The sequence below is a fragment of the Roseinatronobacter ekhonensis genome (assembly GCF_900499075.1).
Lineage (GTDB): Bacteria > Pseudomonadota > Alphaproteobacteria > Rhodobacterales > Rhodobacteraceae > Roseinatronobacter > Roseinatronobacter ekhonensis.
The window spans coordinates 1-5,604 of the sequence record NZ_UIHC01000090.1 but is presented as its reverse complement, the minus strand read 5'-3'; the positions used below and the strand labels follow the sequence as shown (position 1 = coordinate 5,604).

The 5,604-nt window shown below is 58.2% G+C and carries 9 protein-coding genes; 5 read left to right on the top strand and 4 right to left on the bottom strand.

Going from position 1 to position 5,604, the window contains the following annotated elements; genetic code table 11:
- A partial coding sequence (locus ROE7235_RS20290) for a hypothetical protein (protein WP_220669593.1) occupies positions 1-715 on the top strand: 715 nt, incomplete at its 5' end.
- A gap of 110 nt (positions 716-825) precedes the next feature.
- A complete protein-coding gene (locus ROE7235_RS20000) occupies positions 826-1,410 on the top strand; it encodes a hypothetical protein (protein ID WP_147434270.1) in 585 nt (194 codons plus the stop codon).
- Positions 1,411-1,582: 172 nt separating this feature from the next.
- On the opposite strand, the gene ROE7235_RS19995 is transcribed toward ROE7235_RS20000, so the two are convergent.
- Both ROE7235_RS19995 and trfA read right to left on the bottom strand, forming a co-directional pair.
- Complete coding sequence (locus ROE7235_RS19995) at positions 1,583-1,993, bottom strand: hypothetical protein (protein ID WP_147434269.1); 411 nt, start codon at positions 1,991-1,993, stop codon at positions 1,583-1,585.
- Between the two features lie 127 nt (positions 1,994-2,120).
- Positions 2,121-3,050, bottom strand: coding sequence for a replication initiator protein A (gene trfA, locus ROE7235_RS18430; RefSeq protein ID WP_245964028.1), 930 nt, complete (start codon positions 3,048-3,050; stop codon positions 2,121-2,123).
- A gap of 370 nt (positions 3,051-3,420) precedes the next feature.
- On the opposite strand from trfA, the gene ROE7235_RS18425 reads away from it, so the two are divergent.
- Together ROE7235_RS18425 and ROE7235_RS18420 are read left to right on the top strand one after the other, a co-directional pair.
- The gene (locus tag ROE7235_RS18425) at positions 3,421-3,681 is read left to right on the top strand and encodes a CopG family ribbon-helix-helix protein (protein ID WP_121097260.1); all 261 of its coding nucleotides are present in this window, start codon (positions 3,421-3,423) and stop codon (positions 3,679-3,681) included.
- The gene (locus ROE7235_RS18420; RefSeq protein ID WP_121097251.1) at positions 3,678-3,986 is read left to right on the top strand and encodes a type II toxin-antitoxin system RelE/ParE family toxin; all 309 of its coding nucleotides are present in this window, start codon (positions 3,678-3,680) and stop codon (positions 3,984-3,986) included. Before ROE7235_RS18425 ends, ROE7235_RS18420 begins: the two co-directional genes overlap by 4 nt.
- Here the strand turns inward: ROE7235_RS18420 and ROE7235_RS18415 are convergent, their stop codons facing one another.
- Together ROE7235_RS18415 and ROE7235_RS18410 are read right to left on the bottom strand one after the other, a co-directional pair.
- Positions 3,987-4,523 carry a hypothetical protein gene (locus ROE7235_RS18415; protein WP_121097248.1) on the bottom strand — a complete coding sequence of 179 codons (537 nt, stop codon included), beginning with the start codon at positions 4,521-4,523 and terminating at the stop codon, positions 3,987-3,989.
- Positions 4,520-4,780 (bottom strand): hypothetical protein, encoded by a 261-nt coding sequence (locus ROE7235_RS18410; RefSeq protein WP_121097245.1) that lies wholly within the window; start codon positions 4,778-4,780, stop codon positions 4,520-4,522. The genes ROE7235_RS18415 and ROE7235_RS18410 overlap by 4 nt, the downstream gene beginning before the upstream one ends.
- A gap of 155 nt (positions 4,781-4,935) precedes the next feature.
- Between ROE7235_RS18410 and mobQ the strand changes: the two genes are divergently transcribed.
- Positions 4,936-5,604 (top strand): MobQ family relaxase (gene mobQ, locus ROE7235_RS18405; RefSeq protein ID WP_121097242.1); only part of this gene is annotated, 669 nt, incomplete at its 3' end.

Genomic DNA, 5,604 nt, shown 5'->3' with positions numbered 1-5,604 from the left:
GCGGGCCGGCATCGAGGGCCGCGTGGATCACCGGACGCTGGTGGCGCAGCGCGACGAAGCGCTTGAGTGGGCATCGGCGGCGCGGGAGCGCGGCGACGAGGGCGCGGAGCTGCACGAGACCGTGCGGGCCATGTCGCTGGATCGCCCGCCCCTGCCGCAGCTTTCCCTTGGTGCGTGGCAGCTCAAGGAGCGCGGTATCGAGGTTGCCGCCGTCCGCGTCTGGCACGAGGTCAAGGACCGTGCCGCCGAGGTCAGACAGGTGGTGCAGGAGCTGACCGGACAGGTGCGCGACTGGCTGGACCGTGCAGCGGAGCGCGTCATGGACCGTCTGGGGTCTGCGAGGTTTGCGGGATCAGGGCAGTCTGAGCTGGCGCTTGCGGGTGGGCGTGACGGCCGAGAGGAAGAACCTGACTTTGCCGCACGGTTGCGGGACGCGTGGGAGGCGCGGCAGGGCCGTGAGAAGGAGCAGGACGTTGATGCGCAGGATTGGGAGGCACCACAGGATCTGGCAGTACGTCTGCGTGAGGCGGCAGCGGGGATAGGCCGTGAGGGGCTGGCGGACCGTGCGGTTGCGCTGCGCGAGGGCCGTGAGGCCGAGGAACGGCACACCGCGCAGGAGGCCGCGCAAGAACAGGAACGGGTGAAAGAGTTGGAGCGACAGCAGGAGATCGAGCGGGACACCCATCGCGACCGAGGACATGGGATCGACCTATAAGGTAGCTTCAACAAACGTGAAGTCGTCCCAGAAAACCGGACAGTTTTCGTTGACAGGCTCATCGTCCGGTAACAAGCTCATTTTGTTCGGTCTGCAAGTTGGAGTGGAAGATGAAGGTTGGCGGAGTTCTTGGAATAATTGGAGGCTTAATTTCTCTTCTCATTGGTGTGGTTGGTTATTCTTCTTTTTCGGCCATTGGGGGGCTTGCGTCCTCTATGGATTATGAAACAGGAGCGCAGACAATGAATTTTTATAGTTTGGCTTCGATCGCATTACCAATTCTTGGATTGGGTGGGGCGGCGAGTTGTTTTGTCAAACCCAGAAAGAAAGGGATATCGCTAGTTCGTAGCCACCAAGAGGGTGCAATACTGATGGCTGTTTCAGCAGCTGGAATTCTTTGGCTATTTGGCATAAACGCTTTATCTCTAGTTCCTGCAGTTCTCCTTGGTTTAGGAGCCCTTCTTGTTTTCAACGACTTGCCAGAGAAGTCGCCGAGTAAAACGGACCTCCCGGGTAGGCGTGAACAAGTGCTTTCCACAGATACTGCAACAGAGCCCACGGAATCGGTAAGATTCGACCAGAATGGTATGGCACCATATCGTGGAAGAATGATCCGTCGTGACGGTGACAAGTTTCACGTTGGTGGAGTTACGCTAGATAGCCTGAACGAAGCAAAGAAGCACATCGACAAGTAAGCGCTGAAACCTGACCTCGGTCAACCGATGGTGAAACAATTATAGATGTTCTGTCTGGAACGTTCGCGTTTAAAAACGCTCGGTTTAAGGCTCTTTGCCGTCTTGTGATGGATCAATGGGTTAGACCTGCCAAAATTATGAAGGTTTTGTCAGGTTTGTGGCATGTCGATAGCTATGCTGATCGCAGGAACCCAAACAAGCCACGCTTTGCCCCCTGCCCCGACCGCTGATCGGTTAGTATTGCGGTCAACTTGCGGCGTTCTTCGCCCTCACGATCAAGGCGTTCGCGAAGGTCTGCCACAGTTTCAGCCATGTTTTCAGACAGGGTGTTTGCGGCTTTAAGTTCGGCGCGTAACCGTTCAATTTCAATGCGGTTTTCATGGTCAGGAGCGGGGGTCAGTATCGGTTTTTCTGACTGGTCAATAGCGGTCATCGGGAACACTCTATGCAACTCTGACGGATCAATCTCGTATCGTCCTTGTGCATCTTTCGGCGCACTTAAACGCCCATCTTTTATAGCTTTAAGGACTGTTCCCTTTGCCTTGTGACAGAACTTTGCCGCTTCATTCAGTGTCATGGTCATGTCCAGTTTTCCTCGTGGTCATTATTGGTTTTCTTGACTGGTCATAACCAGTCAGCGTGACCAGTGTGCCACAATTTGTGAACCAAGCAAACTATCAAGGGAACAGCGTATCTACGCATCGTAGCCGCTATCTTAGGCTGTTCTGCTTCCCGCAGTAGGCCACGAAGGCCGCACCCGCACTTTTCGGCGGGTTGCCCTTTGCCGTTTCCGCCTGCGCAAAGGCCAGCCAGTCAGCCCGCAGCGCATAGTAGTCCCGGCCTTTTTCCCTTGCCACGGCGCGGGCCTTTTCCTCGGCCCAGTCGGGCAGAGTGATGGCGGGGGTGATTTGCGCCTTGGACTGGCGGGGCCGGACGATCACAAGGTCAGCATTGTCCAGCTCGAAGCGGTAGAACGGCGTCACGTCCGCCTTGATAATCTCGCGCAGATTGTGTCGGAACCGTTTGACGGGGGCGTTGCTTCCCGTCTTGTTTTGGAGCGTCGTCAGCCCGATCTGCCACTTCGGTTTGCTGCCGCAATGCTTTCGCGCGATCTCGTAGAGTCGGCGTTCTAGTGGGCGACGCAGCCGGAAATAGTCTTTCGAAATCGTGACGACTTGGTCGGATTCGATGGCCCGCATGAGCCAGCGCGACAGCTTCACCTCGCAATAGTCTAGGCGGAACCGTTCGTCGTCTGTGCGAACGAATCCACCTTCGTCAATCAGCGAGAAAATTCGTGTCTCGATCTTGCCACCGGACCTGATGTTGGTGACGAACTGCGCCCCTTGGAGGCGGGCAAAGGCATCTTCGAGGCGCTTGTAGTGGTTTCCGCCAATTGGTCGGTTGGTCGCAACCGACAACTCGCGGGCCGAAAAGCGCACGGTGTCCCCGATCGCCTCGCCCCGGTTCTTGCGGTGCATGAGCTGGCTGATCGTGAAAATCAGGATGTCCTTGTCGAAGATGGTGGGCAGGCCGAGGCCCGATGGCCGGATTTTCAGAATGTTGTCGCCGCTGCGATATTCGAGGTGCCGCATGTCCGGTTTCGTTGCCAGTGAGAACAGCGGATGCTCCATCGAGGCCATGTCGTCCTTCGGCACCGCATCCGCGATATCAAGGACGAAGAAATCAAGGTTTGGGTGGCGATCTGGCAGCAAGCTCATTAGCGAATCTTTGACCTATCAGGAACTTCTCAGTTTGACCTATCAGGAACCAGATTGCAGGGGAAGTCCGTTTGACCCTTTCGGAACCAAAGTTTGACCCTTTCGGAACCAAAGTTTGACCCTTTCGGAACCCAGAGGTAATATTATTCCAAACAGGTCAATAGGTTGTCCAATCCGTAACTTACTCCGTAGGTAACACTATTAACACTAGGCGTTTTCCTTGATCTGCCCTTTGTGAAACCCTCGAAATAGTATATGTGTTCAGATGTACACATGCTTAGAAGGTGATGAAATGACGACCAACACCACAATGACGATCCGGCTTGATCCGCAGCTCAAGGCGAAATTGGGGAGATTGGCAGATGGAACACGGCGCAGCCGATCCTTTCTGGCGGCAGAGGCGGTGGAAACCTACGTGGACCGCGAACTGGCCATCATCGAAGGCATCGAACGTGGGCTTGCGGACGTGGAAGCCGGACGGACGGTCAGCCATGAACATGCTATGGCGTCACTGCGGCAGGTGATCGACGCGGCGGCGGACAACGCCGCGTGAGCCGACCCGTTCGCTGGTCAAACGATGCGTTGGCCGACCTTGCCGAGCAGGTTGCCTACATCGCCACCGACAATCCGTCAGCGGCCCGCCGTGTGGCCGCTGCCCTTGACAAGACGGCTCTGGCCCTTGGCGACATGCCGATAGGGCGCTTTGGACGGGTGACAGGCACCTATGAGAAATCCGTCACGGGCCTGCCTTACGTTGTAGCCTATGCGATCACGCAGACGGGCGGCGCGGAAGAAATCGCGATTGTCCGTGTGATCCACACATTGCGCGACTGGTCCGCCGAAAACTGGCCGGACTGATCAATCGTACCAGAACATGCAGCCTTCTCGACCAGCTGTATTGGTCAAATCCTCACCGCCCGCCGGACCGCAGTAAACACCCGGATATTGCCCGAACTCGCGGGCATCGCCTCGCCCTTGTATCAAAGCCATTGCCAGCGCGCCCAAAATGGCCCCTGTGGCGAGCATAGCGACCAACCACACCCAGAACCCACCAAACCAGCGCCACGCCTCCCTACGGGCCTCTCCGGCGGCCTGTGAGAGCTTTGCGCGTTCATTGTCGAGGTCATGACGGATTCCAGCCATGGCGCTCTCAGCGGCCCTTGCAGCGGCCTGTGTGGCGCTGCGGGCCATCTGGTCGCGGTCCACTCCCAAAGCCCCTTGAATTTCTCTCGGCGCATCCTCGGCTGCCTTTGCCATTTTCAGGACCGCTGCCGTCACGATCTGGTTCAGCTTCTTAGCCTCGTCTTTGTCGAGACTGGTGCGGGCAATATGCTCGATGCTGCGACGAAGGGCCGTCAGCTCATCGACCAGTTCCTGAAACGGATCCTTGCTCATGTCTGATCCGCCTTGGCCGCTGCTTGATCCAGTTCATCCAGCAGCCCGACCAGTTCTTTCTGATCGACGTCACGGGTGGCGTTTTTGCGCAGGGTTGCCGCCATCCAGCGTGCAATCTTGGGGTCTTTCAAAGCGGCATTGGTCACGATGGCCCCGACGATGATTTTGCGCCGGGTCTCACTGGCTTTTTGCCGCGTTTTAAGACGGGCGAGCTTTGCCTGCGTTGTCGCAATCTGCTGATCTATTGTCCGCGCCATTCTGGTCTCCTCTGCCAACGTCTTGAGTTGCTTTTAGGCTACGACAGATGTAGAGAGCAAGACACGAAGTGCCCACTTATACAAACGCTGCGCGTTTGTGTGGGTAGGGGAGACTTGCGTTTCCCCTTAACCCCTAAGCAAAGTGCAGCCCCCGAATGGCGATTTATCATTTACGCGCAACGATGATTTCCCGCAGTCAGGGCCGTAGCGCCACTGCGGCTTCCGCCTACCGTGTGGCCGAGCGTATCGAAGACCGCCGCACCGGGCTTACCTTCGACTACGCGGCGCGGAGCGGTGTCGATCACACCGAAATCCTCGCACCGGTTCATGCGCCGGATTGGGTCCGTGACCGATCCGAGTTGTGGAACCGCGTCGAGGAGGCCGAGACCCGCAAGAACAGCCAGGTCGCCCGCGAGGTGCGCGTGGCCCTGCCCGACGAGCTGACTCATGCGCAGCGTGTCGCCCTGGTCCGCGACTACGCACAGGCGCAGTTCGTGGACCGTGGCATGGTGGCTGACATCGCCCTGCACGCGCCGGGGCGCGAGGGCGACGAGCGCAACCATCACGCGCACATTCTGCTGACCACCCGCGAGATCGACGCAGACGGTTTTACCACCAAGAACCGCGACTGGAACAAGGTCGAGGTTCTTGAGGGCTGGCGGGAGGCATGGGCGCGGGACAGCAATGCGGCCTTAGAGCGGGCCGGCATCGAGGGCCGCGTGGATCACCGGACGCTGGTGGCGCAGCGCGACGAAGCGCTTGAGTGGGCATCGGCGGCGCGGGAGCGCGGCGACGAGGGCGCGGAGCTGCACGAGACCGTGCGG

Coding starts and splice junctions, on each gene's coding strand:
- ROE7235_RS20000 (WP_147434270.1), top strand. CDS start 826: ATGAAGGTTGGCGGAGTTCTTGGAATAATTGGAGGCTTAATTTCTCTT.
- ROE7235_RS19995 (WP_147434269.1), bottom strand. CDS start 1,993: ATGACCATGACACTGAATGAAGCGGCAAAGTTCTGTCACAAGGCAAAG.
- trfA (WP_245964028.1), bottom strand. CDS start 3,050: ATGGCCTCGATGGAGCATCCGCTGTTCTCACTGGCAACGAAACCGGAC.
- ROE7235_RS18425 (WP_121097260.1), top strand. CDS start 3,421: ATGACGACCAACACCACAATGACGATCCGGCTTGATCCGCAGCTCAAG.
- ROE7235_RS18415 (WP_121097248.1), bottom strand. CDS start 4,523: ATGAGCAAGGATCCGTTTCAGGAACTGGTCGATGAGCTGACGGCCCTT.
- ROE7235_RS18410 (WP_121097245.1), bottom strand. CDS start 4,780: ATGGCGCGGACAATAGATCAGCAGATTGCGACAACGCAGGCAAAGCTC.